Raw genomic sequence first — 24,050 nt, 5'->3', positions numbered from 1 at the left:
GGTGCGGAGCGGCGTGGTCGGTCAGATGGACACGCGCGTCCGTACCCGGGGCTGGCGGGTAGTGGTCGTGGTGGTGGCGATGGCGGCCGCGACGTGCATGGAGACAGCAATAGCCGGATTGGTGCACCGCGTCAAGCGGGTCCCGTACTGGTCCCCGGCCCGGTCGCATGCTTCAATGCGTCCCGAAGCGGGGGTACCGCGTTTTTTTCGCGGTTGAGACAGACCCTTCGAACCTGATCCGGTTCAAACCGGCGTAGGGAAGCTTCGCGGCCGGCGCCTTCACGCCCCGGCTGCGCCCTGCTTCGCAAGAGTCCGTGCCTGGTGCGCGGATCACCCCACCAGCGAATGCGGGAGCCAGAACCCATGAGTGCAGTCCCCTCCGACCTGATCCGCCAGACCGAGCAGCTTTCGGAGGCAGTGACCCGCCCGATCCCCGGCTCGCGCAAGATCCACGTGCCCGGCTCGCGGCCGGACCTGCGGGTGCCGATGCGCGAGATCGTGCAGTCGCAGACGCCGACCCTGTTCGGTGGCGAGGACAATCCTCCGATCACCGTCTACGACACCTCCGGTCCGTACTCCGATCCGCAGGCGCGCATCGACCTGGGCGCCGGACTCGCCCCGCTGCGCGCGCAGTGGATCGCCGAGCGCGGCGATACCGAAGCGCTGGAGGCGCTGTCGTCCTCGTTCGGCCGCGGCCGCGAAACCGATGCGCGCCTGGACGCGGTCCGCTTTCCGAACCGCCCGCTGCCGCGCCGCGCCGTCGCCGGCGCCAACGTCACCCAGATGCACTACGCACGCCGCGGCATCGTCACCCCGGAAATGGAGTTCGTGGCGATCCGCGAGAACCAGCGCCTGGAGGCGGTGCGCGACGCCGGCCTGCTGGTGCAGCACCCGGGCGAGAGCTTCGGCGCCAGCATCCAGAAGCTCATCACCCCCGAGTTCGTGCGCGACGAGATCGCCCGCGGCCGGGCGATCCTGCCCAACAACATCAACCACCCGGAAAGCGAGCCGATGATCATCGGCCGCAACTTCCTTACCAAGATCAACGCCAACATCGGCAACTCCGCCCTCTCTTCGGGCATCGCCGAGGAAGTGGAGAAGCTGGTGTGGGCGATCCGCTGGGGCGGCGACACGGTGATGGACCTGTCCACCGGCAAGCACATCCACGAGACCCGCGAGTGGATCATCCGCAACTCGCCGGTCCCGATCGGCACTGTGCCGATCTACCAAGCGCTGGAGAAGGTCGACGGCCGTGCCGAGGAACTGACCTGGGAGATCTTCCGCGACACGCTCATCGAGCAGGCCGAGCAGGGCGTGGACTACTTCACCATCCACGCTGGCGTGCTCCTGCGCTACGTGCCGCTGACCGCCAAGCGCGTCACCGGCATCGTTTCGCGCGGCGGCTCGATCATGGCCAAGTGGTGCCTGGCGCACCACCGCGAGAGCTTCCTGTACGAGCACTTCGAGGACATCTGCGAAATCATGAAGGCCTACGACGTGGCCTTCTCGCTCGGCGACGGCCTGCGCCCGGGCTGCATCGCCGACGCCAACGACGCCGCCCAGTTCGGCGAGCTCGAGACGCTCGGCGAGCTGACGAAGATCGCCTGGAAGCACGACGTGCAGACCATGATCGAGGGCCCCGGCCACGTGCCGATGCAGTTGATCAAGGAGAACATGGACAAGCAGCTGCGCGAATGCGGCGAGGCGCCGTTCTACACGCTCGGGCCGCTGACCACCGACATCGCGCCGGGCTACGACCACATCACCAGCGCGATCGGCGCGGCGATGATCGGCTGGTACGGCTGCGCCATGCTCTGCTACGTGACGCCGAAGGAGCACCTGGGCCTGCCCAACCGCGAGGACGTGCGCGACGGGATCATGGCGTACAGGATCGCGGCCCACGCGGCCGACCTGGCCAAGGGCCATCCCGGTGCGCAGGTGCGCGACAACGCGCTGAGCAAGGCGCGCTTCGAGTTCCGCTGGGAGGACCAGTTCCACCTCGGCCTCGACCCGGAGAAGGCCAGGTCCTTCCACGACGAGACCCTGCCCAAGGACGCGCACAAGCTCGCCCACTTCTGCTCGATGTGCGGCCCGCACTTCTGCTCGATGAAGATCAGCCAGGACGTGCGCGACGCCGCCGCGGTCGAGGAGGGCATGGCCGGCAAGGCGGCGGAGTTCCGCGAGGCCGGCGGCAAGGTCTATTCGGAAGCATGAACGGGGCACGATGATGGCTGCGCAGGCGCATTTCTGGTCGGGGCCGTGGGCGGTGGTGGCGCGACGGCATCCGTCGGCCTTCCTGCTCGCGGCGCAGCTGCTGAGCCTGCTGATCTATCCGGTGATGGACGACACCAGTGGCGGCCGCATGCTGTTCGGCGCGGTCGCGCTGGTGGTGGTGCCGCTGGCGGTATGGGTGGTGAACCGCAGCCCCGCGGTGCGATGGGTGGCGTGGCTGCTGGCGATCCCGGCACTGCTGCTGACCACCACCGGCGTGCTGCTGGACCGGCCGGGCCTGCTGCAGGTTTCGGCGGTGCTGGAGGCCGCGCTGTACTTCTACGCTGCCGGTGGCCTGATCGTGTACATGATGAACGACCACGAGGTCAGCGCCGACGAACTGTTCGCCGCCGGCGCCACGTTCACGCTGCTGGCCTGGGGGTTCGCCTATGCCTACTTCGTCTGCCAGGCTTGGTACCCGGACAGCTTCGTCGGCATCGAGGAACCCGATCGGCCGCGGCGCTGGCTGGAACTGTTGTCGCTGAGCTTCAGCAACCTCTCGGCCACCGGCCTGAGCGACATCCTGCCGGTCGGTTCGCCGGCGCGCGTGCTGGTGATGCTCGAGCAGTTCGCCGGCATCGGCTACATCGCGATCGTGGTGTCGCGGTTGATCGGGTTGACCATCGTCCGCCAGCGGCGCTGAGGGCGTCAGTGCAGTTTCGCCAGCGTTGCGTCGACGCTGGCTGCCAGGGCGACCAGGCCGGGCGCCTGCTCGCCGGCGAGCATGTGGCCGAGCGCATGCAGGAAGTTCTCCAGGTTGCCACGCCGCAGCCACCACTGCGATTGCTTGGGGCCGGACGGCATCGGGCCGAGCGCGGTCGCAAGCTGTTCAAGCCAGGCCCCCATCGCCGCCTGGTCGAGATCGCCGCGCGCTGCAGCATAGGCAACGGGACGCGCGAGTCGGCCGGGTTCGCCGTACACGTAGGCGTGGCCATCGGCGGACATGACCTGGGTCGCCAGCGCCTCGAGCAGCAGCATGGCGTCGGGCGTCGCCAACGCCTTGTTCAGGATCAACTGCATCGCCCAGTCGGCGCCGTGCGCGACCGCATGGCGCCAGCCTTCGCCATCGACGTAACCGCGATAGTCGCGCGTCGACCGCAGGTAATCCGCCGCAAGGGTCGCCATGCGCGAACGTTGCTGCGGCGTCATCCACGGCCGGAGGCGATCGGTACGCGCGACCTCGGCGAGCGCCAGGGCCGCGAACGACCTGCCGAATCCATCGGCATCCGCGGCGGCGATGGCGTCCTCCAACGCCTGTTCGATCCGGACCAGCATGCCGGTGTCGAGCTGGTCGTGGCGCATCCACGTCGACAACGCTCCGAAGGCGATGTCGTCGCGCAGGAAAGGATCGGCTTCGCCCAGGCATGCGGTCATGGCGATGGCGCGCGCATTGCGCTGTGCTTCGTCGGGCATGGGAAAGCCCGAGGATCGCCACTGCTCCAGGCCCGGGGTTGCTTCGCCATGGAGTTCGCAACGGGCATGCGCGGGCGAGGCCATGGACAGGCCCGCACAGGCCAGCAGGAACCCGGAAATATGGATCGGGCTAAAAGGCATCGTCGCAGGCCGGTCGGTGGATATCGCCGGTAGCGTAATGCAATCGCGGCCGCCGGCCTTTGCGTCGTTTGGCGGATCGCGCGGCATTTGTCCTGGCGCGCCTGCGCTCCCACAATGGCGCCTTTCACCCCAGGTGCGACACGCATGCCGACGATCCGGCCCGACCTGCCGCAAGCGACCCGATTGCGCGTCGGCGAATGCGTGGTCGACATTCCGTTGCGCGAGATCGTCCGCGCCGGCGGCACCGGTGTGCGCGTCACCGCCAAGTCGATGGCCGTGCTGCTGATGCTCGCGCGGCAGCCGGGCCAGGTCGTCGCGCGCGACACGTTGCTCGATTCCGTGTGGGCAGGCACGCTGCCGACCGACGACGTCCTGACCCAGGCGATCACCGGCCTGCGCAAGGCGTTCGGAGACGATCGCGACGCACCGGCATACCTGGAGACGATTCCGAAGTCCGGATATCGGTTGCTCGCGGAAGTCGAGTGGCTGCCGGATGCGCCGCCAGAACACCTTGCCAAGCATCGCTGGCGCGGCCGCGTGGCATGGGTGCTGGGCGTTGTGGCCGTCGTCGCGCTGGGCTGGTGGATCGGCGCCGGCCGCTTCCATGCGGTGGCACCTCCACCCGCGACGCCAGCAGTGCCGGCGAGCGATGGCGAGCTTGCCTACACACTGCTGACCTCGCGGGTGGGTCCGGAAACCCAGCCGGCACTGTCGCCCGACGGCGCCATGGTGGCCTATGCAATGCCTCCCGGCGCGATCGACGATCCGGCCGCGATCTTCATCCAGGCGGCGCATCCGGTCGCGCCGCGGCAACTGACCACGCCGCCCCGGGGATCGTCCGATCACTTGCCGCGCTGGTCGCCCGACGGTACGCAGCTGATGTTCGCGCGCATCGACGAGAACGGCGGGTGCGAGTTCCAGTTGTTGCCGGTGAGCGGCGGCGCTGGGCGTGCCATCGGCCGCTGCGACCGGGTCAACGGCCGCTACGACTGGTTGCCCGACGGCAGTGGGGTCGTTGCCGGACTCAAGCCCGAGGCCGAAGGCCGGCCAGGGGCACTGTCGAACCTGCGGCTGGAGACCGGCCAGTGGGAGCCGATGCGCTATGCGATCGGCCCCGCCGACGTCGACTTCGATCCGCGCTTTTCGCCCGATGGCACCCGGATCGGATTCCGGCGCAACCTCAGCCGCTCCGATGTGTGGGAGATGCCCGCGGGCGGCGGCGAACCACAAAGGCTGACCCGCCTGCGTGGCAGCATCTCCGGCTGGGACTGGGCGCCCGACGGCAAGTCCCTGCTGCTGGGCACGCTCGGCAGTCCGCCCAGGCTGTACCGGCACGACCTGGGCACTGGCCTGACCCGGGCCCTGGGACGATTCCCGGCGGTGGGGCTGGACCTGGCAGCGCGTCGCAACACGATGGTCTTCACCGTCGACGACGCGCGCATTGCGATGTTCCGTTATCGGCTGCCGCTTGGCAGCGGAACCATTGCCGAACCATTGTTCGCCTCGACGGGAACCGATCTGCTGCCGTCGCCGTCGCCCGACGGGAAGTGGATCGCCTTCCATTCCGATCGCAGTCGTGAAGCGAGGTTGTGGCTGGGCGATCCGGACGATCCAGGCCACCTGCGCATGGTCGATGGCATCGCTCCGATCTCGCGGCATCCCCCGCAGTGGTCGCCCGACAGTCGCAGCATCCTCGTGGTCGGCGAAGTGACCGACGCAGAGGGCGTGCCGCGGCAACTGCTGTACCAGGTCGATGTGGCCAGTGGCCGCAGTACCGAAGTGGCGGTGGACGATGGAGTTCCATACTTCGCGCAGCACCTGCCGGGGCAGCGGCTGTTGTTGGTGGTCGATGGCGGCGCCGGGAGGCTGTCGCTGCGCATCGTCGACGCCGCGGCGCCGCCGTTGCGTACGCTCGCCCGGATGGACGACGTGGGCGAAGCGCGTTTCGATCCGGTGAGCGGCGAGGTGTTCCTGGTGCGTGGCAGCAGTCCGGGCTTGTGGCGGGTCGGCCTGGACCTGCGCACGCCGGAACTGGTGGCTGCCGACCAGCCCGCCGGCTACTGGTTGCGACGCTGGGGAACGCTGGACGGACGTCCGTTCGCACTGCGCACGGCTGCGCCCGGCTGCCTGGCCCAATGGCACTGGATGGGGGTGGAGCCGACACCCGCAGCCGGTTGTCTGGATCCGGAGCGGCGCGGCGAGCCGTCGCTGGCAGTGATGGTGTCCCAGGACCGTGCATGGCTCTACGCGAGCATGGTGGTGGGCCTGGAGAACAGCGATATCGGCCTGCTCGAGCTCGATCCGCCGCAGTCGGAGTCCAGCGCAACTCCTTGAAGCGCAAGCCTTCGGAAAAATTTCGGCAGGTATTCGCCGCGCTTTCCTGACGCCCCGGCGCGATACCACCGTGATGACGGCCGTTCCCCGAAAGGAGCTGGCCGTGCATTCCATTTCCCTGATCGCCACGTCCGGCGCGGGCGCACTCGAGGCGCCGCGCGGCACGGACGTCGCCTGGCTGTTGCTGCGTGGACGGGCCGAAGTGCGGGCCCGGGAAGGCGCCTTCGCGCTCGTCCCCGGCGACTGGATCGCGTTGCCGCGGGATTCGGCCTCGCTCGCGGTGGCCGGCGCCGGGGCGTTGCTGCTCGGAATCGGCGTCGCCGGAGACGAGGGGCCGGAGCGCACGGCCCCGATTCCGGGCCGTGGCCGCATGGCGCGCGGTGCGAGGGCGCGTGCGTTCCGCACGTGGTCCAGGCAGGGAGCGCTCACGACCCGGGGGCGCGAATGGATGCAGCCGGCCATCAGTGACGGTGCCGAGGCAAGGGCGCTGTTGTGGGACCTGCAGGCCGATCTGGTCGAGGGCATCGACCGCTGCCCGGGACACTCCCCCCGGCGCAAGCGCCAGGTGTTGTTGAGGATGCAGCGCGCGCGCCTCTACCTGGAAGGCCATGCAGGCGATGGCGTGCGCATCGCGGAGCTGGCCAGGCACATCAACTTCTCGCCCTGGTACTTCAGCAAGGTATTCCACGCCCTGTACGGGATCGGGCCGTTGCAGTTCGCGACGCGCGCGCGCCTGGAACAGGCGTCGCGGTTGCTGGCCGGCACGCGGCTTCCGGTCATCGAGGTTTCCGCGTCGTGCGGGTTCGACAACCCGTGCAGCTTCGCGCGCGCGTTCCGGGCGCACTTCGGCATGACCGCGTCGGAACACCGCCTGCGCCACGGGAACGCGCGATGAGCCGGTGCCGGTATCCCGCCGCGCGCAAGGTCGAAGCGGTGCGCCGCGTGGTCGAGAACGGCCACAGCGTGAGTTCGGTCGCCCGCGATCTGTGCGTCAGCGAAGGCTCGTTGTTCTTCTGGGTGCGCCGCTACAGGCAATTCGCGCGGCAGTCGCGCGTGCCGCTGGAAGTCGATCCCGAGCCGGGCTTCTCGCCGGGATCGCTGGTTGCGTACCTGCGTCGGGCCGGCCGCAAGGGCAAGCCGCCAAATCCGGCAAGGAAGTGCGCCACATCGTGAACCTAGGATCGATCTCGTTAAGAAATCGGAAAGCGTCAACAACCCACCAAGCTGGAGATCGACAGTGACAACCACCCGGAACAATCCCCATCGCCGCAAGGCGCTGGCCCTGGCCATCGCCCTTTCGTTCGCGGGCGCCGCGAACGCCCAGAGCACCACCGGCAGCATCTACGGCGTCGCCAGCGAAGGCGCCACCGTGACCGTGCGCAACGACAGCGGCCTGACCCGCACCGTGACCGCGGACGCGTCGGGCCGCTACAACATCGGTACCCTTCCCGTCGGCAACTACAGGGTCGTCGTCGAGCGCAACGGCGAGGTCGTCGGCGCCAGCGTGGTGACGGTGCGTGCCGGTGCCGGTGCGGACGCGACCATGGCCGCCGGCGGGGACCCGGCGATGCTGGAAGCGGTCACGGTGACCGCGTCCAGCGTGCCGACCATCGACATCACGGCGGTCGATACCCGCAGTGTCGTCACCGCCGAACAACTCACCCGCCTGCCGCTCGCGCGCAACGCCGAGGCGGTTGCGTTGCTTGCCCCCGGCGCGGTGTCCGGCGCGGCCGGATTCTTCGGCGGCCTGGTGTCGTTCGGCGGCGCAGGCGTCTCCGAGAACGCCTATTACGTCAACGGCTATTTCACCGGCGAGCCGCTGTCCAACCTCGGCGGTTTCGGCCTGCCGTTCGGGTCGATCGAACAGCAGGAGACCTTCATCGGCGGCTACAGCGCCAAGTACGGTCGTTCCGATGGCGGCGTGATCAACCAGATCGGCAAGCGCGGCAGCAACGAATGGAGCTTCGGCGGCCAGGTCGTCTATACCCCGAAGGGCCTGCGTGGCGACATGCCGGACCTGTACTTCCCCGACATCGACCTGTCGCAGGCAAATGCCAACGCGGGGTTGCCGCAGACCTGCGGCGCCGGTGGCGACGAGCAGTGCCAGTACACCTACTCCGATCCGACCTTGCCCGGCACGCTGCATTCGCGTGGCAGCGAATCGACGGAGTGGGGGACGTCCTACAACCTGTACGGCGGCGGCCCGATCATCAAGGACCGGCTGTTTTTCTTCGCCGCGGCGGAGTGGAACGAGGACAAGGAGATCGACGCGCCCAACGCATTCGCGGCCGCACCGGTCCGCTCCCGGCACACGACGACGGAGATCCCGAAGCTGTACGCGAAGATCGACTGGAACATCGGCAACGACCACTTCGCCGAGTTCAGTTACCTGGGCGAAGAAACCGACGAGGTCGGGGTGTTCTACAACTACGACTTCGATGCCGGCACCACCGGCGCTGAGTACACAGCCTCGGTGCCCGATCCCTTCCACCAGAAGAATGAATATCTCATCGGCAAGTACACCGGCTACCTGACCGACAGCCTCACTCTCAGCGTCACCGCCGGACGCGGCAAGCTGTCCAAGCAGCAGATCAATCCGTCGATCATTCCCGGCCTGCCGCTGATCGGGACCGCCAACCTCCAGAATCCCGCGCTCAACGGCGGCACCCCGCGATCGAATGCCCAGGGAGGCGCAGTAGGCGTCGACGCCGTCGACAGGACGCGCGGGCTGCGTGCCGACCTGGAATGGCTGGTCGGCGACCACGCCGTGACCGTCGGCATCGACAACATCACCTTCGAGGCCGAGAACGAGGGCCAGGACCAGCTGGTGGATCGCTGGATCTACGGACGGACCACCGGCAGCATCGGTCCCGGCGTGATCGGCAGTCCCGCCAGCGGTGCCAATCCCGACGGCTATTACGTGCAGAAGCTGCTGTTCCGCACCTCGACCAGCATGAAGCTCGACCAGAAGGCCTGGTACATCGAAGACCGATGGCAGGTCGCCGACAACCTGCTGCTGTCGCTGGGCATCCGCAACGACCAGTTCACCAACATCAACAACTTCGGCGAGAAGTACCTCGACGCCAAGGACCAGTGGGCTCCGCGCCTGGGCTTCGCCTGGGACGTGAACGGCGACTCCACCTTCAAGGTCTTCGGCAACGCCGGCCGCTACTTCCTGGCCATGCCGAACAACGTCGCCATTCGCGGCGCCTCGGCATCGACCTTCACCCGCGAGTACTTCACCTACACCGGCATCGACGCCAACGGCGCACCGACGGGCCTGGCGCACGTCCCGCGGCTGGATGGTTCGCCCGACGGCCCGTTCTCCTCCAACGGCGAGTACGGCCAGCCGATCGACGTGCTGTCCTTCGCGCCCTCCGACCTCAAGAACATGTACCAGGACGAGTTCATCCTCGGTGCCGAGCACGTCCTCGGCGATCGCTGGATGATCGGCGCCAAGCTGACCAGCCGCAACCTGGGATCGGCCATCGACGACATCTGCGATGGCGGCACCATGGCCCAGGTCCTCGAGGACCGCGGTGTCGACGTCGACACCGTCGAGATCCCCGGTTGCTTCATGTTCAACCCCGGCGGCACCAATACCTTCAGCCTGGCGAACGTCGACCCCGTGACCGGCGACTTCACCGGCGGCAGGACCGACGTGACGATGAGCTCGGACGACTGGGGCTTCCCGGACGACATGAAGCGCAAGTACACCGGCCTGGACATCTACATGGAGCGTGCCTTCGACGGCAAATGGGAAGCGCGGGTCGACTACACCTACAGCCGGAGCGAAGGCAACATGGAGGGGCAGGTGAAATCGGAGTTCGGCCAGGCCAACATCTCCAAGACGCAGGACTGGGATGCGGCCGCGATCATGACCTACGGCACCGGATACCTGGCCAACGACCGCCGCCACCAGCTCAAGGCCCGCGGCAGCTACCAGTTGACCGACGAGCTCATGGTGGGCGGCAACCTGCGCATCCAGTCGGGCGCGCCGATCAGCTGCCTGGGCTACTTCAACCCGGGCGACATCGACGAGAACTCGCCCGAAGCCGACCCGATCCACTACGGCGCCAGCTACCACACCTGCTTCGGCGAAGTGGCCACGCCCGGCGATATCCGTACGCCATGGGTCAAGCGCGTCGACCTCGGCCTGACCTGGCGCCCGCTCGCCTTCGACAAGAAGCTGTCGCTCGGCGTACAGGTGCGCAACGTGTTCAATTCGACCGAGACGCTGCAGGTGGACGTGACGTCCGAGGACGATGTCTACACGGTGTCCAACACCTACATGCTGCCGATCGGCCGCCAGGATCCGCGTGCGGTGGTCTTCACCGCCGGGTACGACTGGTAAAATCGGCGGTAGATGCAAAAAGCCCGGCCTTCGCAGGAAGGCCGGGCTTTTCTTGTGCGTAGCGGCCGGTGCCGGAAATTAGAACTTCGGCTTGTCGTCGCTGGCCTTGTAGCGATCCATCGCGTCGACGAGGATCGCGCGCGCTTCGGCCGCGTCGCCCCAGCCGTCGAGCTTGACCCACTTGCCGTCCTCGAGGTCCTTGTAGTGCTCGAAGAAGTGGCCGATGCGCTGCAGCCAGTGCGGGCTGACCCTGGCGATGTCGTCGATATGGGTGTAGCCGGCGAACACCTTGTCGACCGGGACCGCGAGGATCTTCTCGTCGCTGCCGGCTTCGTCGCTCATCTTCAGCACGCCCACCGGGCGGCAGCGGATCACCGAGCCGGGGATCAGCGGCAGGGGCAGGATCACCAGCACGTCGGCCGGGTCGCCGTCGCCGCAGACCGTGTACGGCACGTAGCCGTAGTTGCACGGGTAGCGCATGGGCGTGGAGAGGATGCGGTCGACGAAGATCGCGCCCGAGGCCTTGTCGACCTCGTACTTGACCGGTTCGGCGTCCTTCGGGATCTCGATGACGACGTTGATTTCGTGCGGCGGATTGGCGCCGGTGGGGACGAGGTCCAGGCCCATGGGGGTGGGGTGCTCCGGGTGCTGCGGTGGGGGCGCATATTCTACGCGCTGCGGTGCAGCAAACGAAGACGGCGGCCCTGGGGCCGCCGTTTCCGGGGTCGCGGCTGCCGCCGCTCCTACAACAGCGGGACCAGCAGCAGGGCCACGATGTTGATGATCTTGATCAGCGGGTTGATGGCCGGGCCGGCGGTGTCCTTGTAGGGATCGCCGACGGTGTCGCCGGTCACCGCGGCCTTGTGCGCCTCGGAGCCCTTGCCGCCGAAGTTGCCGTCCTCGATGTACTTCTTGGCGTTGTCCCAGGCGCCGCCGCCGGTGGTCATCGAGATGGCCACGAACAGGCCGGTGACGATGGTGCCGATCAGCAGGCCGCCCAGCGCCTTCGGGCCCAGCAGCAGGCCGACGATCACCGGCACCGCGACGGGAAGCAGCGAGGGCACGATCATTTCCTTGATCGCGGACCTGGTCAGCATGTCCACGGCGCGGGAGTAGTCCGGCTTGCCGGTGCCCTCCATGATCCCCTTGATCTCGCGGAACTGGCGGCGCACTTCCTCCACCACCGCGCCCGCGGCACGGCCCACGGCTTCCATCGCCATCGCGCCGAACAGGTAGGGGATCAGGCCGCCGATCAGCAGGCCGATGATCACCATGTGGTCGGACAGGTCGAAGGTGAACACTTCGCCCGGGTTGTTGGCCTGCAGGTTGTGGGTGTAGTCGGCGAACAGCACCAGCGCGGCCAGCGCGGCCGAACCGATGGCGTAACCCTTGGTCACGGCCTTGGTGGTGTTGCCCACCGCGTCCAGCGGATCGGTGATGTCGCGGATCTCCGGCGGCAGCTCCGCCATCTCCGCGATGCCGCCGGCGTTGTCGGTGATCGGGCCATAGGCGTCCAGCGCCACGATCATGCCGGCCATCGACAGCATCGCGGTCGCCGCGATGGCGATGCCGTACAGCCCGCCGAGCGCGTGCGCGCCCCAGATCGCGATGCACACCGCGATCACCGGCATGGCCGTGGACTTCATCGAGATGCCCAGGCCGGCGATGATGTTGGTGCCATGGCCCGTGGTCGACGCCGACGCGATGTGCCGCACCGGCGCGTACTGGGTGCCGGTGTAGTACTCGGTGATCCAGACGATGGCGCCGGTCAGGACCAGGCCGATCAGCGCGCACCAGTACAGGTTCATCGCGCCGTAGACCGAGTCGCCCATCAGCGCGGTGGTGATCGGGTAGAACGCAATCGCGGCCAGCACCGCCGACACGATCACGCCCTTGTACAGGGCGCCCATGATGGACCCGCCTGCCTTCACCTTGACGAACATCGCACCGATGATCGAGGCGATGATCGACACGCCGCCCAGCACCAGCGGGTACAGCACGCCGTTGCTGCCGGCCTCGGCGACCATCAGCCCGCCCAGCAGCATGGTGGCGATGATGGTGACCGCATAGGTCTCGAACAGGTCCGCGGCCATGCCGGCGCAGTCGCCGACGTTGTCGCCGACGTTGTCGGCGATCACCGCCGGGTTGCGCGGGTCGTCCTCGGGAATGCCGGCCTCGACCTTGCCCACCAGGTCCGCGCCGACGTCGGCGCCCTTGGTGAAGATGCCGCCGCCCAGGCGCGCGAAGATCGAGATCAGCGACGAGCCGAACGCCAGGCCGACCAGCGCGTGCAGCGCGGCCTCGCCGGTGACGCCCATCATGTCCGTCAGGACCAGGTAGTAGCCGGCCACGCCGAGCAGGCCCAGGCCCACCACCAGCATGCCGGTGATGGCGCCGCCGCGGAACGCGACGTCCATGGCCGCGCCCATGCCCTTGCGTGCCGCTTCCGCGGTGCGCACGTTGGCGCGCACCGAAACGTTCATGCCGATGTAGCCGGCGGCGCCGGACAGCACCGCGCCGATCAGGAAGCCGATCGCCGTGTGCCAGCTCAGCGCGAAGCCCACCAGGACGAACAGTGCCACGCCGGCGATCGCGATCGTCGTGTACTGGCGGTTGAGGTAGGCGCGCGCGCCTTCCTGGATCGCCGCCGCGATCTGTTGCATGCGTTCGTTGCCGGCGGGTTGGGCGCCGATCCAGCGCGCCGAGATGATTCCGTAGAGAATCGCGATGACGGCGCAACCGAGCGCCAGGACAAGACCGTACTGCTGCAGCATGAACCCCTCCCCAGAGTGGAAACCCGGCCGACTATGGCATAGATGACGGCGGCGTTCAGCCGGCCCGTGACAGCCTTCGCGCAAAGCCTGACGACGGAGCCGCCGATGCACCGATTATCCTCCCTGCTGTTCGCCGGCGCGCTGGTGCTGCCCCTGGCAGCGGCCGCCGCCGACCCCGTTCCCGAAATCGAGCGCGAGCCTGTTGCGCCGCAGCAAACCGGTGCCCTGCACGCCTTGCGCACCATTCCGGAAGCGTGCGCGCGCTTGCAAGGCCAATTCAGCAGCGACCCGGCCGAGCCTTACCGGTTCGCGGTGGTGCGCACCAGCGCGGCGTGCCAGCCGCGGGCGCGGCTGCTCGACGCGGCGCGCGCCAAGCCGTCCGCGCAGGACGGCTGGCTGTTCAACGACCGCATCCGCGTGCCCAGCGCCGACTGTCCGTCGCTGGCAGCGCTGGTGGAGGTCTGGCGTCGCCCGGCGGCGACCGCGTCGCCCTCGCTCGATGCCCAGGGCAAGGCCCGGGTCTACCTCGAGGATGCGAAGCGCAAGGCCGAGGCCGGCAAGCTCGGTGCGGTCCCGGCCTATGCGGTCTCGATGCGCATCGAAGGCAAGCGCTGCGGCACCTGAGCATTGCGCAGCGTTGCGTACGCGGGCAATCCGTCGCGCCCGTACGGCGGATACGCTTCGCCGCGGATCAAGGGTTGCAGGTAGCGGCGTGCGGCGGCGGTGATGCCGAAGCCGTCGCGGCGGATGAAGTTCGCCGGCATCTTCTTTTCCCGGTTGGCGATCTTCTCCAGGGGTGCGGCTTCGATCTTCCAGCGGTAGGGCGCGTCCGAGGTGCGCACGATCACCGGCATGGTCGCGTTCCTGCCCGCCAGCGCGAACTCGACCGCCTTGCGCCCGACCGCCTGGGCCTGCTCGAAGTCGGTCTTCGATGCGATGTGCCTGGCCGAGCGCTGCAGGTAGTCGGGAAGGGCGTAATGCGTCTTGAGGCCGAGCGCATCGTGCACGCGGTGGGCAAGATGCGCGGCGACGCCGCCGAGCTGGGTGTGCCCGAATGCGTCCTTGCCCGCGCCGGCATCGGCGACGAAGCGCCCTTCGGCGTCGCGGATGCCTTCGCTGGCGACGACGACGCACCAGCCGACCCTGTCGACCACCTGCTGCACCCGGGCCAGGAACGCCGCCTCGTCGTAGGCACGCTCCGGGAACAGGATGACCTGCGGCGCCTCGTCGGCGGACTGTGCGGCCAGCCCCGCGGCGGCAGCCAGCCAGCCGGCGTGCCGGCCCATCGCCTCGTACACGAACACCCTGGTAGAGGTTTCGGCCATCGCCGCCACATCCAGTGCCGCCTCCCGCACCGACACCGCCGTGTACTTGGCGGCCGAGCCGAAGCCCGGGCAGCAGTCGGTGACGGCGAGGTCGTTGTCCACCGTCTTGGGTACACCGATGCAGGTCAGCGGGTAGTCGAACTCCGCCGCCAGCCGCGAGAGCTTGAGCGCGGTGTCGGCCGAATCGTTGCCGCCGTTGTAGAGGAACCAGCGCACGTCGTGGGCGCGCAGCACCTCGATCAGTCGTTCGTAGCGCGCCCGGTCCTGCTCCAGCGACTTGAGCTTGACCCGGCACGAACCGAAGGCGCCGCCGGGGGTGTGGGCCAGGGCGCGGATCGCGGCGACTGGCGCCTTCGAGGTATCGATGAGTTCCTCGCGCAGCGCGCCCAGGATCCCGTTGCGCGCGGCCAGGACCCTGACCTTGCGCGCACGGGCGGCCTCGATGACGGCGGCGGCGGTGGCGTTGATGACGGCGGTAACGCCGCCCGACTGGGCGTAAAGCAGGGTCCCGGACGGCATGGAGGGTTCCTGTGGGGCGGGGGGTATGGGTTAAAGTGGCAGTCTAGCGCCGCCCCGCGATGCGGACGCAATGGAAAGCTTCGGGAGTAAGTGGCTGATGCGATTGGTTCTGTTGGGCGCGCCGGGCTCCGGCAAGGGAACGCAGGCGGCACGGTTGAAGGAGCACCTCCAGGTGCCCCACATCTCGACCGGCGACCTGCTGCGCGCCGAAGTGGCGGCGGGCAGCAAGCTCGGCCTGGCCGCGAAGGAAGTGATGGCGCGCGGCGAACTCGTTTCCGACGAGATCCTGCTGGGCATGCTCGAGGACCGCTTCTCGCGTCCCGACACCAGGGGCGGCTTCATCCTCGACGGCTACCCGCGCAACCTGGCCCAGGCCGACGCGCTCGACGGGCTGCTGCAGCGCATCGGCCAGCCGATGGACTATGCGGTGCAGCTCGAGGTGCCGCAGGAACTGCTGGTCGAGCGCATCGCCGGCCGTGCCAAGGCCGAGGGCCGCGCCGACGACGCGCCCGACGCGGTGCGCAAGCGCCTGCAGGTCTACGAAAACCAGACCGCGCCGGTGGTGGAGTTCTACCGCCAGCACGCACAGCTCACCGTCGTCGACGGCGTCGGCTCGCTGGACGAAGTCTTCACCCGCATCCTGGAAGCGATCGATCCCGCGCCAGCAGTCGGATGAAGCTGCACATCCTCGGCATCGCCGGCACCTTCATGGGCGGCGTGGCCGCGCTGGCGCGTGAACTCGGCCACGAGGTTGAAGGCAGCGACCAGGCCGTCTACCCGCCGATGTCTACCCAGCTGGAACGGCTGGGCATCTCCCTGCAACAGGGCTACTTGCCGGAACACATCTCGCCCGACTGCGACACGGTCGTGGTCGGCAACGCGCTCTCGCGCGGCAACCCCGCCGTCGAGGCCGTGCTCGACTCGGGCCGCGCCTACACCTCCGGCGCCGAGTGGCTGCGCGACAACGTGCTGCCCGGCCGCGACGTGCTCGCCGTCGCCGGCACCCACGGCAAGACCACCACCACCACTATCCTCGCCTACCTCCTCGAAGCCGCCGGCCTCCACCCCGGCTTCCTCATTGGCGGCGTCGCCGAGGACTTCGGCGTCTCCGCCAGACTCGGCGGCCCTGTCTCCCGTCTCCCGTCTCCCGTCTCCCGTCCCCCCTTCGTAGTGGAAGCCGACGAGTACGACACCGCCTTCTTCGACAAGCGCAGCAAGTTCGTCCACTACCGGCCGCTGGTGGCGATCCTCAACAACCTCGAGTACGACCACGCCGACATCTTCCCGGACGTGGCCGCGATCCAGCGCCAGTTCCACCACCTGGTGCGGACCGTGCCGGGGCGCGGGCGCCTGGTCGTGAACGGCGAGGATCCGCGCCTGGCCGAAGTGCTGGCCATGGGCTGCTGGACGCCGGTGGAGCGTTTCGGGATCGATGGCCAGTGCGCTGACGGGGGCCGACTCGACTGGCAGGCGCGCCTGGATGCCGCCGACGGCAGCGTGTTCACCGTGATCCACCACGGGCGCGAACTGGGCCAGTCGCACTGGCCGCTGCTCGGACGCCACAACGTGATGAACGCGCTGGCGGCACTGGCAGCCGCGAATGCGATCGGCGTAGACGTCGCGGGCGTGCTGCCGTCGCTCGCCGCGTTCCGCAGCGTCAAGCGGCGCATGGAGCTGGTAGGCGAGCGCGACGGCATCGCCGTCTACGACGACTTCGCCCACCATCCCACCGCCATCGCGACCACCCTGGCCGGTCTTCGCGCCAGGGTCGGCGACGCGCGCATCGTGGTGGCGATGGAGCCGCGCAGCAATTCGATGCGCATGGGCGCGCACGCCGATGCGTTGGCGCCGTCGCTGGACCTGGCCGACGCGGTCGTGTTCCTGCATCGCCCGGGCCTGGCATGGGACGCCGGCGCGGTGGTGTCGGCGCTGCGTGGCGAAGGCCGTGCCGTCGCCGATGTCGAGGCGCTGGTCGCCACCCTCCGCGGGCTGGTGCGCCCGGGCGACCACGTCGTGTTCATGTCCAACGGCGGCTTCGATGCCGCACCGCGGCGCTTCCTTGCCGCACTGGAGCCATGAACACGCAGGCGCTCGGACTGTTCCCGTTGCATGCGGTGCTGGTGCCGGGAGCGCTGCTCGAGCTCCGCGTGTTCGAACCGCGTTACCTTGACCTGGTGCGCGAGTGCGGGCGCGAAGGCAACGGCTTCGGCGTGTGCATGATCATCGAAGGCGAGGAAGCCGGCGCCGCGGCCACGCCCGCCGCGTTCGGCACCGAAGCCAGGATCGAGGATTTCGGCACCGACGACCGTGGCCTGCTGACCCTGCGGGTACGCGGGCATCGCCGCTTCCATGTGCAGCGCACCCGGGTGCGCGACAACGGGCTGGTGGTCGGTGAAGTGGAATGGCGCGATCCCGATCCCGACGAGGAGCTGCGGCCCGAACACGCGATGCTGGGGACGCTGCTGCAGCGGATCCTCGAGCAGATCGGCGATGCGCGCGTCGATGCCGGCCCCGCGCAGCTCGACGACGCGGCCTGGGTGGGTTGGCGGTTGTGCGAACTGGTGCCGCTGTCCAACCTGCAGCGCCAGTCGCTGCTGCAGGAGGACGATCCGCATGCGCGCCTGCAGTCGTTGCTGGAGTGGATCTCGGACTAGGGCCGCAGGTCGACCCGGATGACTTCCTGGTCGCCGCGCTGCGCCTTGCGGGTGGCGAGGCCGCGCAAGGCCTCGCGTACCGCTGCGTGCGCCATGCCATGGTCGGCTGCGGGTTGCCATAGCGCGAACAGATCGAACGGCCGCGTGTGCTGCATGACCTGCGCGGTACCCAGCCACAGCGGCGTGCCGTCGTCCAGGTGCGCCGGTGCGCGCCACAGGCGCAACACCAGCACCTGGTCGGGCGACGCCGTCGGGCGCCGCAGCAACAGCACCTCGGCTTCTGCATCGAGCGTGGCCGGCAACACCGGTTGCCGTGCCGCCGGCACGTCGTCGTCGAGCAGGCCCAGCGTCGCGATCCAGTCCGCCTGCGGTTGTTCGTGCCAGCCCTGCGCCTGCAGTGCTTCGCGCAGCGGCTGCAGGGTACCGGCCACCTGCAGGTCCAGCGGCCAGCGCCGGCCGGCGTCGCGTTCGTTGCGTTGCGCGGGCAGCGCCAGCCAGGCGCTGCCCTGCCACCACTCGCCAGCGTCGATCGTGGCCGTTGCCGGTGGGGCCGCGAAACGCGCCATCAGGTCGTCGGCGGCATGCGTGGCGTGCCAGGCGCCGACCAGGGCGAAAGTGCCGTAGAAGGCGATCGCCAACGGTCGCATGTACAGCGTGCGCGAGACGTGGCTGCGATAGGCGATGCCCAGGATCAGCAGCCAGACGATGCCCAGCAGTGCGCCGCCCACCACGTCGCTGAGCCAGTGCGCGCCCAGGTACAGGCGCGCGAAGCCGATCATCGCCACCACCGCGCCGCCGACGATGTACGGCCACACCCGGCGACGGCCGGGAAGGGCGCGCGCGACCAGCACCGCGAAGAAGCCCAGGGTGATCGTCGACATCGTCACCGCGATCGACGGGAAGCCGAACCCGGCGGGCGCACCGGGCGGGCCGGGCATCGCCACCCACGCATCCAGGACTGCGGTCAGGGCCAGGCCGAATGCGAGGGCGCCGAGCCAGTGGGCAGCGGCGATCCAGCGCCGGCGCCACAGCAGCCAGGCCAGGGCCATGCCCGATGCAGGCAGCAACACCTGCGCATCGCCCAGCGTCGCCAGCGCGGCCATGAGCCGGTCCGCCAGCGGATTGCGCAGCGACGCCATAGCCGAATACACGCTCTGGTCCAGGCGCAACGGGCCGCCCCGCGCCAGCACCACTGCCAGCAGCGCGAACCAGGCCCAGCCGATGGCGAGCAGGCACGCGGCCAGCAGCGCCAGCGATGCCGATTCCGGCCGGTTCGGATCGATCAGCGCCTGCGCGTAGCGTCCCAGCCGTGGATGCGCGCGCGACCAGCGCAGGGCGCGCGCAAGCAAGGTGTCGGCGTGGCCGGCGAACCAGCGCCAGCTGTACAGCACGCCCGACCACACCAGCACCAGCACCGCCAGCATCGCCAGCAACACCAGCGCGAGGCGGTCGGCCACCGCGGCCACGGCATCGTAGGAGGCGCCAAAGATCCAGCCCGGCGCCAGGAACACCGCGGCCCAGGTGAACGCGGCAAACAGGCTCGGCGGCAGGTAGCGCTTCAACGGCATCCGCAGCATGCCGGCCACCGCCGGCACGAACGGCCGCACGGCGCCGACATAGCGTGCGATCAGCAGGCTCTTTGCGCCGTGCTTGCGGAACAGGGCCTCGCCGCGATCGAGCAATTGCGGATAGCGCCGGAACGGCCAGTGCTCGCGCAGCTGCGGCCCCCACTTGCGGCCGATCCAGAAGCTCAACGCATCGCCGGCCAGCGCGCCGAGCGCGGCGCACACCAGCGCATACGGGCCCGATACATGGCCCAGGCCGACCAGCGCACCGACGGCGAACAACAACGGCAGCGCCGGCACCACGATGCCGACCACGGCCAGGGCGTCGCAGAAGGCGATCAGGAAGATCAGGCCGCCGGCCGCCACGGGATGCGCGCCGATCCAGGCAACGATGTTGTCGAACCACGCGCTGGGCATCGGTGGATTATGCTTGCCCGAACGGAGGAGCACCATGACGACCCTGGCCGGCAAGACCCTTTTCATCACCGGCGCCTCGCGCGGCATCGGCCGCGCGATCGCATTGCGCGCCGCGGCCGACGGCGCCAACGTGGCGATCGCGGCCAAGTCCGACGTGGCCAATCCCAAGCTCCCGGGCACCATCCACAGCGTTGCTGCCGAAGTCGAGGCCGCGGGCGGCAGGGCACTTGCGCTCAAGTGCGACATCCGCGACGAGGAGGCCGTGCAGGCCGCGGTCGCGGCGACCGCCGACGCCTTCGGCGGCGTCGACATCCTGGTCAACAACGCCAGCGCGATCTGGCTGCGCGGCACCCTGGACACGCCGATGAAACGCTTCGACCTGATGCAGCAGGTCAACGCGCGCGGCAGCTTCGTCTGCGCGCAGGCCTGCCTGCCGTTCCTGTTGCAGGCGCCCAACCCGCACATCCTGACCCTGGCGCCGCCGCCCTCGCTCGACCCGAAGTGGTGGGGCCCCCATACCGGCTATACCCTGGCCAAGATGGGCATGAGCTTCGTCACCCTGGGCCTCGCCGCGGAGTTCGGGCGCAAGGGCGTGGCGATCAATGCGCTGTGGCCGCGCACCGTGATCGCCACCGACGCGATCAACATGATCCCCGGCGTGGACTCGGCCAACTGCCGCAAGCCGGAGATCGTTGCCGATGCGGCGCACGCCATCCTGGTGCGGGAAGCGAAGGGCTTTTCCGGCCGGTTCCTGGTCGACGAGGACGTGCTGCGCGAGGCGGGCGTCACCGACCTCTCGATTTACGCGGTGCAACCCGGCAAGCCGTTGCTGCCCGATCTGTTCCTGGATTGAAGTAGGAGCGGCGGAAGCCGCGATCCCGGTCGCGGCTTCCGCCGCTCCTACGACGCCAGCGCCTGGCTCCAGTCTGCGACCAGGTCGTCGGAATGTTCCAGGCCGACGGAGATGCGCAGTAGGTCCTGGGGCGACACCGGGTTCGGGCCCTCGACCGACGCGCGGTGTTCGACCAGCGATTCGCAGCCGCCCAGCGACGTGGCGTTGGTGAACAGGCGCAGCTTCGACGCCACCGACAGCGCGGCCTCTCGGCCGCCGCGCACGCGCACGCTGAGCATCGCGCCGTAGTCGCGCATCTGCGCCGTGGCCACCGCATGGCCGGGATGGCCCGGCAGGCCCGGCCAGTTCACCTGCAGGATCGCCGGATGCGCGGACAGGAATTCCGCCAGCGTGCGCGCGCTGGCGCAGTGCATGGCCATGCGCGCGGCCAGCGAACGGCAGCCGCGCAACAGCAGCCAGGCGCTGAACGGCGACAGCACCGCGCCGGCGATATGGCGGCGGTGCATGGCCGCTGCGTGGTTGTCGTCGCGCCTTGCGAACACCAGCGCGCCGCCGAGCACGTCGCTGTGGCCGCCGAGATACTTGGTGGTCGAATGCATCACCACGTCCGCGCCCAGCGCCAGGGGCTGCTGCAGCACCGGCGTGGCGAACGTGTTGTCGACGGCGACCAGCGCGCCGTTGGCATGCGCCAGTCGTGCCAGTGCGGCGATGTCGCAGACCTTCATCAGCGGATTGGACGGCGTTTCCAGCCACAGCAGCGTCGCCGGCCGGGAGAACGCTGCCTCGACGCCGGCGATGTCGGCCATGTCGATGAAATCGGCGGCCACGCCGCGCTGCGGCAGGAACTCGTTGGCGAGGTAGCGCAGCCCGCTGTAGCAATCGTCGGGCAACAGCACGCGGGAACCGCCGGGCAGGGTTTCCAGCAGGCCGGCGATCGCGGCCATGCCCGAAGCGAACACCAGGGCCGCCTCGCCGCCTTCGAGCGCGGCGAGCGCGGTTTCCAGGCGGTCCTGGGTCGGGTTGCCTTCGCGCTGGTACTCGTAGCCGGCGATGCGTTCGGCGGCGGGCCCGTGCCGGAAGGTCGTGGACAAATGGATCGGCGGCGCCACGGCGCCGGTTTCCGGATCCGTTTCTGCGCCCGCATGCACCGCCAGGGTTTCAAGTCGCATCGTTTGCTTCCTCGTCGAGGCCGAACTGGCGCAGGTGCGCGCGCAGTGTCGGCAGGTCACGGTAATGGTGCGAATGCAGGCCGGCGCGGTACGCACCGTCCGCGTTGGCCGCCTTGTCGTCGATGAACAGCACTTCGCCGGGCGAGGCGCCGAGTGCGGCCAGGCAGGCATGGAAGATCGCCGGGTCGGGCTTGGCCAGGCGGAACTGCGCCGAGCAGAACACCCGGCCTTCGAACAGCGGGAACAGCTCCGGGCAGATGCGCGGCAGGTGGTCGCGCAGCAGGAGGTTGTTGTTGGTCAGGATCGCGACGCGGGCGCGGTTGGCGAGTTGCGCGGCAAGCGCGAGCATGGCCGTGTCGGCCTGCATCGACAGGCGCCGGGCCTCGATGCAGTCGTCCAGGCCGACCGGCGCCTGGAGCCGCCGCGAGAACTCGGCGACCTGGCCGGCGGCATCGTGCAGGCCCAGGTCCGCATCGTGTTCCAGGCCGGATCCGAACAGCGCCTGCGCCACCTCGTCCACCGTCCGCCCGCTGCACTGCGCCAGGTGGGCGAGCCGCGGCGCGTGGCTGTAGTGCGCCAGCACGCCGTCCAGGTCGAACAGGACGACGGCCGGCTCGGCGCTCACGCCTTCGCGACCCGGAAGGCTTCGCGCGCGGCCTCGATGGTCGCCGCGATCTCCGCGTCGCCATGCGCGCTGGAAACGAAGCCGGCCTCGAATGCCGAGGGTGCCAGGTAGACGCCGCGCTCGAGCATCGCGTGGAAGAAACGGTTGAACGCGGCGCTGTCGCAGGCCATCGCCTGGGCGTAGGTGTCGACCTTCGCTTCGCTGCTGAAGAACAGGCCGAACATGCCGCCGACGCGATTGGTGGTGAACGCGATGCCGGCGTCGCGTGCCGCCGCCTCGAGACCGTCGCACAGGGCGTTGGACTTCGCCTCGAGCGCCTCGTGGAAGCCGGGCGCCTGGATCAGTTCCAGCATCGCCAGGCCGGCCGCCATCGCCACCGGATTGCCGCTGAGGGTGCCGGCCTGGTAGATCGGCCCTGCAGGCGAGACCTGTTCCATGAGGGCGCGGCGTCCGCCATAGGCGCCCACCGGCATGCCGCCGCCGATGACCTTGCCGAAGGTGCTCAGGTCGGGACGCACGCCATAGCGGGCCTGTGCGCCGCCGAGTGCGACCCGGAAGCCGGTCATCACTTCGTCGAACACCAGCAGCGCGCCATGCTTCGTGCACAGTTCGCGCAGGTGTTGCAGGTAGCCTTCGCGCGGCGGCAGGCAGTTGGCGTTGCCGACCACCGGCTCGATGATCAGGCAGGCGATGTCGCTGCCGCATTCGTCGAACAATGCGGTTGCCGCGTCGAAGTCGTTGTAGGGCAGGGTCAGGGTGAGGTCGGCCAGCGCCTTGGGCACGCCCGGCGAGGTCGGCACGCCGAAGGTCAGCGCGCCGCTGCCGGCCTTGACCAGGAAGCTGTCGCCGTGGCCGTGGTAGCAGCCTTCGAACTTGACGATGCGCGTGCGCCCGGTGGCGCCGCGTGCGAGCCGGATCGCGGACAGCGTCGCCTCGGTACCGGAATTGACCATGCGCACCATCTCGCACGACGGCACCAGGCGCGCGATGGTTTCGGCCATCGTCACTTCCAGCGGGTTGGGCACGCCGAAGCTGAGCCCGTCGCGCGCGGTGCGCAGCACGGCCTCCAGGACCGCCGGATGGTTGTGGCCGGCAAGCATCGGCCCCCATGAACCGACGTAGTCGATGTAACGGTTGCCGTCGACATCGAACAGGAACGCGCCTTCCGCGCGCTGCGCGAAGAACGGCTCGCCGCCCACCGACTTGAACGCGCGCACCGGCGAGTTCACGCCACCGGGCATCAGCTCGCGGGCGCGGGTGAACAGGGCGTGCGAGCGGTCGGATTGCATGACGGGTCCTTCAGAAGAGGGCGGAGAGGGCGCGGGCCGCCGCCACCGGGTCGGGCGCGTCGAACACCGCACCTACCACCGCGAGCAGGTCGGCACCGGCGTCGATCGGGATGGCGCCATTGTCCGGCGTTATCCCGCCGATCGCCACCAGCGGCAGGCCGAAACGGGCCGCTTCGCGCAGCAGCGACGCATCGGCGTGGCGTGCGCCGGGCTTGGTCGAGGAGGGGAAGAAGGCACCGAACGCCAGGTAGTCGGCGCCCGCAACGGCCGCCGCCCGCGCGCGCTCGAGGTCGTCGTAGCAGGAGGCGCCGATGATCGCGCCTTCGCCCAGTAGCGCGCGCGCCGCG

General features: G+C 69.2%; 20 protein-coding genes and 1 riboswitch. Of the genes, 11 read left to right on the top strand and 9 right to left on the bottom strand.

The genetic code is table 11. The features are described 5' to 3' along the window. The first annotated feature begins 179 nt into the window (after positions 1 to 179). A riboswitch (TPP riboswitch) is annotated at positions 180 to 278 on the top strand. A gap of 85 nt (positions 279 to 363) precedes the next feature. Together thiC and QAA18_RS05240 are read left to right on the top strand one after the other, a co-directional pair. Then, positions 364 to 2,214 carry a phosphomethylpyrimidine synthase ThiC gene (thiC, locus tag QAA18_RS05245; protein WP_279411620.1) on the top strand — a complete coding sequence of 617 codons (1,851 nt, stop codon included), beginning with the start codon at positions 364 to 366 and terminating at the stop codon, positions 2,212 to 2,214. Positions 2,215 to 2,224: 10 nt separating this feature from the next. Continuing rightward, positions 2,225 to 2,914, top strand: coding sequence for an ion channel (locus QAA18_RS05240; protein ID WP_279411619.1), 690 nt, complete (start codon positions 2,225 to 2,227; stop codon positions 2,912 to 2,914). 5 nt (positions 2,915 to 2,919) lie between these two features. Here QAA18_RS05240 and QAA18_RS05235 read toward each other — a convergent pair whose 3' ends face one another. After that, the gene (locus tag QAA18_RS05235) at positions 2,920 to 3,684 is read right to left on the bottom strand and encodes a DUF2785 domain-containing protein (RefSeq protein ID WP_279411618.1); all 765 of its coding nucleotides are present in this window, start codon (positions 3,682 to 3,684) and stop codon (positions 2,920 to 2,922) included. A 285-nt stretch (positions 3,685 to 3,969) separates the two neighbouring features. On the opposite strand from QAA18_RS05235, the gene QAA18_RS05230 reads away from it, so the two are divergent. From QAA18_RS05230 to QAA18_RS05215, 4 genes are all read left to right on the top strand, one after another. Continuing rightward, positions 3,970 to 6,159, top strand: coding sequence for a winged helix-turn-helix domain-containing protein (locus QAA18_RS05230; RefSeq protein WP_279411616.1), 2,190 nt, complete (start codon positions 3,970 to 3,972; stop codon positions 6,157 to 6,159). A gap of 103 nt (positions 6,160 to 6,262) precedes the next feature. Further along, on the top strand, positions 6,263 to 7,054 hold the full coding sequence (locus QAA18_RS05225; protein WP_279411614.1) for an AraC family transcriptional regulator: 792 nt from the start codon (positions 6,263 to 6,265) through the stop codon (positions 7,052 to 7,054). Further along, positions 7,051 to 7,332 carry a transposase gene (locus QAA18_RS05220; RefSeq protein ID WP_279411611.1) on the top strand — a complete coding sequence of 94 codons (282 nt, stop codon included), beginning with the start codon at positions 7,051 to 7,053 and terminating at the stop codon, positions 7,330 to 7,332. Before QAA18_RS05225 ends, QAA18_RS05220 begins: the two co-directional genes overlap by 4 nt. Positions 7,333 to 7,396: 64 nt before the next feature. After that, positions 7,397 to 10,513, top strand: a complete 3,117-nt coding sequence (locus QAA18_RS05215) for a TonB-dependent receptor (protein WP_279411609.1) — start codon at positions 7,397 to 7,399, stop codon at positions 10,511 to 10,513. Positions 10,514 to 10,591: 78 nt separating this feature from the next. Here QAA18_RS05215 and ppa read toward each other — a convergent pair whose 3' ends face one another. Further along, positions 10,592 to 11,140, bottom strand: a complete 549-nt coding sequence (gene ppa / locus QAA18_RS05210) for an inorganic diphosphatase (protein WP_279411607.1) — start codon at positions 11,138 to 11,140, stop codon at positions 10,592 to 10,594. A gap of 116 nt (positions 11,141 to 11,256) precedes the next feature. Continuing rightward, the gene (locus tag QAA18_RS05205; protein WP_279411605.1) at positions 11,257 to 13,287 is read right to left on the bottom strand and encodes a sodium-translocating pyrophosphatase; all 2,031 of its coding nucleotides are present in this window, start codon (positions 13,285 to 13,287) and stop codon (positions 11,257 to 11,259) included. Between the two features lie 105 nt (positions 13,288 to 13,392). Here QAA18_RS05205 and QAA18_RS05200 point away from each other — a divergent pair, with 105 nt between their 5' ends. Next, positions 13,393 to 13,911: a hypothetical protein gene (locus QAA18_RS05200; protein ID WP_279411603.1), complete on the top strand. Its 519-nt coding sequence runs from the start codon at positions 13,393 to 13,395 to the stop codon at positions 13,909 to 13,911. On the opposite strand, the gene QAA18_RS05195 is transcribed toward QAA18_RS05200, so the two are convergent. Beyond that, positions 13,866 to 15,131, bottom strand: coding sequence for a 6-phosphofructokinase (locus tag QAA18_RS05195; RefSeq protein ID WP_279411601.1), 1,266 nt, complete (start codon positions 15,129 to 15,131; stop codon positions 13,866 to 13,868). The genes QAA18_RS05200 and QAA18_RS05195 overlap by 46 nt on opposite strands. A 97-nt stretch (positions 15,132 to 15,228) precedes the next feature. On the opposite strand from QAA18_RS05195, the gene QAA18_RS05190 reads away from it, so the two are divergent. Genes QAA18_RS05190 through QAA18_RS05180 form a run of 3 tightly spaced genes read left to right on the top strand, consistent with a single transcriptional unit; the run spans position 15,229 to position 17,785 of the window. Then, positions 15,229 to 15,807, top strand: coding sequence for an adenylate kinase (locus tag QAA18_RS05190; RefSeq protein WP_279411600.1), 579 nt, complete (start codon positions 15,229 to 15,231; stop codon positions 15,805 to 15,807). Next, the gene (gene mpl / locus QAA18_RS05185; RefSeq protein WP_279411599.1) at positions 15,804 to 17,210 is read left to right on the top strand and encodes a UDP-N-acetylmuramate:L-alanyl-gamma-D-glutamyl-meso-diaminopimelate ligase; all 1,407 of its coding nucleotides are present in this window, start codon (positions 15,804 to 15,806) and stop codon (positions 17,208 to 17,210) included. Before QAA18_RS05190 ends, mpl begins: the two co-directional genes overlap by 4 nt. Further along, complete coding sequence (locus QAA18_RS05180; protein ID WP_279411596.1) at positions 17,207 to 17,785, top strand: LON peptidase substrate-binding domain-containing protein; 579 nt, start codon at positions 17,207 to 17,209, stop codon at positions 17,783 to 17,785. The genes mpl and QAA18_RS05180 overlap by 4 nt, the downstream gene beginning before the upstream one ends. On the opposite strand, the gene QAA18_RS05175 is transcribed toward QAA18_RS05180, so the two are convergent. Next, the gene (locus QAA18_RS05175) at positions 17,782 to 19,767 is read right to left on the bottom strand and encodes a bifunctional DedA family/phosphatase PAP2 family protein (RefSeq protein WP_279411593.1); all 1,986 of its coding nucleotides are present in this window, start codon (positions 19,765 to 19,767) and stop codon (positions 17,782 to 17,784) included. The genes QAA18_RS05180 and QAA18_RS05175 overlap by 4 nt on opposite strands. A gap of 34 nt (positions 19,768 to 19,801) precedes the next feature. Between QAA18_RS05175 and QAA18_RS05170 the strand changes: the two genes are divergently transcribed. Further along, positions 19,802 to 20,620 carry an NAD(P)-dependent oxidoreductase gene (locus QAA18_RS05170; protein ID WP_279411590.1) on the top strand — a complete coding sequence of 273 codons (819 nt, stop codon included), beginning with the start codon at positions 19,802 to 19,804 and terminating at the stop codon, positions 20,618 to 20,620. Between the two features lie 47 nt (positions 20,621 to 20,667). Here the strand turns inward: QAA18_RS05170 and QAA18_RS05165 are convergent, their stop codons facing one another. From QAA18_RS05165 to QAA18_RS05150, 4 genes are all read right to left on the bottom strand, one after another. Then, positions 20,668 to 21,789 (bottom strand): PLP-dependent aspartate aminotransferase family protein, encoded by a 1,122-nt coding sequence (locus QAA18_RS05165; RefSeq protein WP_279411587.1) that lies wholly within the window; start codon positions 21,787 to 21,789, stop codon positions 20,668 to 20,670. Next, on the bottom strand, positions 21,779 to 22,414 hold the full coding sequence (locus tag QAA18_RS05160; RefSeq protein ID WP_279411586.1) for an HAD-IA family hydrolase: 636 nt from the start codon (positions 22,412 to 22,414) through the stop codon (positions 21,779 to 21,781). Before QAA18_RS05160 ends, QAA18_RS05165 begins: the two co-directional genes overlap by 11 nt. Then, a complete protein-coding gene (gene hemL / locus QAA18_RS05155) occupies positions 22,411 to 23,703 on the bottom strand; it encodes a glutamate-1-semialdehyde 2,1-aminomutase (protein ID WP_279411584.1) in 1,293 nt (430 codons plus the stop codon). Before hemL ends, QAA18_RS05160 begins: the two co-directional genes overlap by 4 nt. Positions 23,704 to 23,713: 10 nt before the next feature. After that, on the bottom strand, positions 23,714 to 24,050 hold a 337-nt coding region (locus QAA18_RS05150; RefSeq protein WP_279411582.1), incomplete at its 5' end, for a thiamine phosphate synthase.

Source organism: Luteimonas sp. 8-5 (genome assembly GCF_029763755.1).
Taxonomy (GTDB): domain Bacteria; phylum Pseudomonadota; class Gammaproteobacteria; order Xanthomonadales; family Xanthomonadaceae; genus Cognatiluteimonas.
Note: the sequence above shows the minus strand (reverse complement) of the source record. Positions and strands in the feature narration are given on the sequence as shown.